We start from the raw sequence: 1,009 nt of genomic DNA, 5'->3' as shown, positions 1-1,009 counted from the left end.
TTCGCCGGGGTGCAACGTCTCGGGGACCGCTGCGACCACGCCGATCGCCGTGACCACCGACAGTCCGGCCAACAGCCAGAACACGCCCCGCCAGCCGCCGAACGGGACCACGGCACCGCCGACGAGCGGGGCGATCACGGGTGCCACCGACTGGAGGGCCATGAGGGTCGCGAACGCCTTGGCGACACCGGCACCGCGGCCGACGTCCACCACCACGGCCTTGCTCAGGACGATCCCCGCCGCGCCGAAGAACCCCTGGGCGACCCGTCCCAGCACCAGTACCCAGATCGACGGGGCCAGCGCACACACCACGGCCGCGACCGCGGTGCCCACCGAACCCAGGATCAACAGGGTGCGCCTGCCCACACGGTCCGAGAGCGGGCCGATCACGAGCTGTCCGGCGGCCAGCGAGACCATGAACGCGGTCAGGGTGAGCTGGGCGACCGAGGCGGAGACCCCGAACTCCCCGACGATGAGGGGAAGCGCGGGCAGGTAGGTGTCGGTCGCGAACGGCCCGATCGCACCGGCCAGGGCAAGGGGCAGCAGCACGGCGGCGGGTACGGTCCCCGGCAGCGTGGACGGGGGATCCGGCGCCTGGGCGCGGGGGAGGGTGGACTTCACGGGAGGACGATAGCCCCGCCGGAGAGGGCCGCGCGACGCCCCGATAACCCGCTTTCACCCCCGTTCCGACGCCCGACGCGCGGGCGAACCGTGCGGGTGACGGGCGAGTGCCGGTCAGTCGGTGCGGACCTCGGCGACCCCGTCGAGGTACGTGATGACCCCGCCCTCGAAGGTGGAGATCCATCCCCCGTCGGTGGTGGCCTCGTCCGCGGTGGGGAAACCCAGCTCGCCCGCGGGCCCGCCCGCGTCCAGGTAGGCGGCGAGGATCTCGCCCTGCACCACGAAGGCGCGCCCTGCGGGGGTGAGGACGATCGCCCCGCGTTCGAACTCGGTGATCGAGCCGCCCTCTACATCGGTGGCGGGTCCGGCCGCCCGGCCCAGTTCGCCC

Annotated in this window: 1 protein-coding gene and 1 pseudogene; both read right to left on the bottom strand. The window is 73.5% G+C overall.

Annotated features, from left to right (window positions below; all coding sequences use genetic code 11):
* Positions 1-621 (bottom strand): MFS transporter (locus tag G6020_RS12970; protein WP_182610901.1); only part of this gene is annotated, 621 nt, incomplete at its 3' end.
* A 114-nt stretch (positions 622-735) separates the two neighbouring features.
* Positions 736-1,009: pseudogene (locus G6020_RS12965) on the bottom strand (hypothetical protein); the annotation flags it as partial.

The organism is Dietzia sp. B19 (assembly GCF_014145155.1).
GTDB lineage: Bacteria > Actinomycetota > Actinomycetes > Mycobacteriales > Mycobacteriaceae > Dietzia > Dietzia natronolimnaea.
This window is presented reverse-complemented; position numbering and strand designations above follow the sequence as displayed.